Source organism: Arthrobacter sp. Dra40 (genome assembly GCF_059091905.1).
The window spans coordinates 1-327 of sequence record NZ_JBNHHB010000589.1 but is presented as its reverse complement, the minus strand read 5'-3'; the positions used below and the strand labels follow the sequence as shown (position 1 = coordinate 327).

The 327-nt window shown below is 67.6% G+C and carries 1 pseudogene; it reads right to left on the bottom strand.

Annotated features, from left to right (window positions below):
- Positions 1–327 (bottom strand): annotated as a pseudogene (purH, locus tag AC5RWT_RS38130) (bifunctional phosphoribosylaminoimidazolecarboxamide formyltransferase/IMP cyclohydrolase); the annotation flags it as partial.

The following is a 327-nucleotide window of genomic DNA, read 5'->3' as shown; positions in this document are numbered from 1 at the left end:
CAGGATCTCTACTGCTTCGGGATCGAAGCCCTGGGCCACGACTACCTCGGTGAAGATGTCCTTGACGGCGTTCGCCATCCCGGCGGTCACCGTCCGGTTTGCTGCGATGACGCCGCCGAACGCGGACACCGGGTCGGTGGCGTGCGCCTTGGCATGTGCATCGGCGATCGGATCCGCGGCGCCCGCGGAGGCAACGGCGATGCCGCACGGATTGGCGTGCTTGACCACGGCAACGGCCGGCTGGGCGAAATCGAACGCTGCCCGCACGGCGGCATCGGCGTCGACGTAGTTGTTGAAGCTCATGGCCTTGCCGTGCAGCTGCACGGC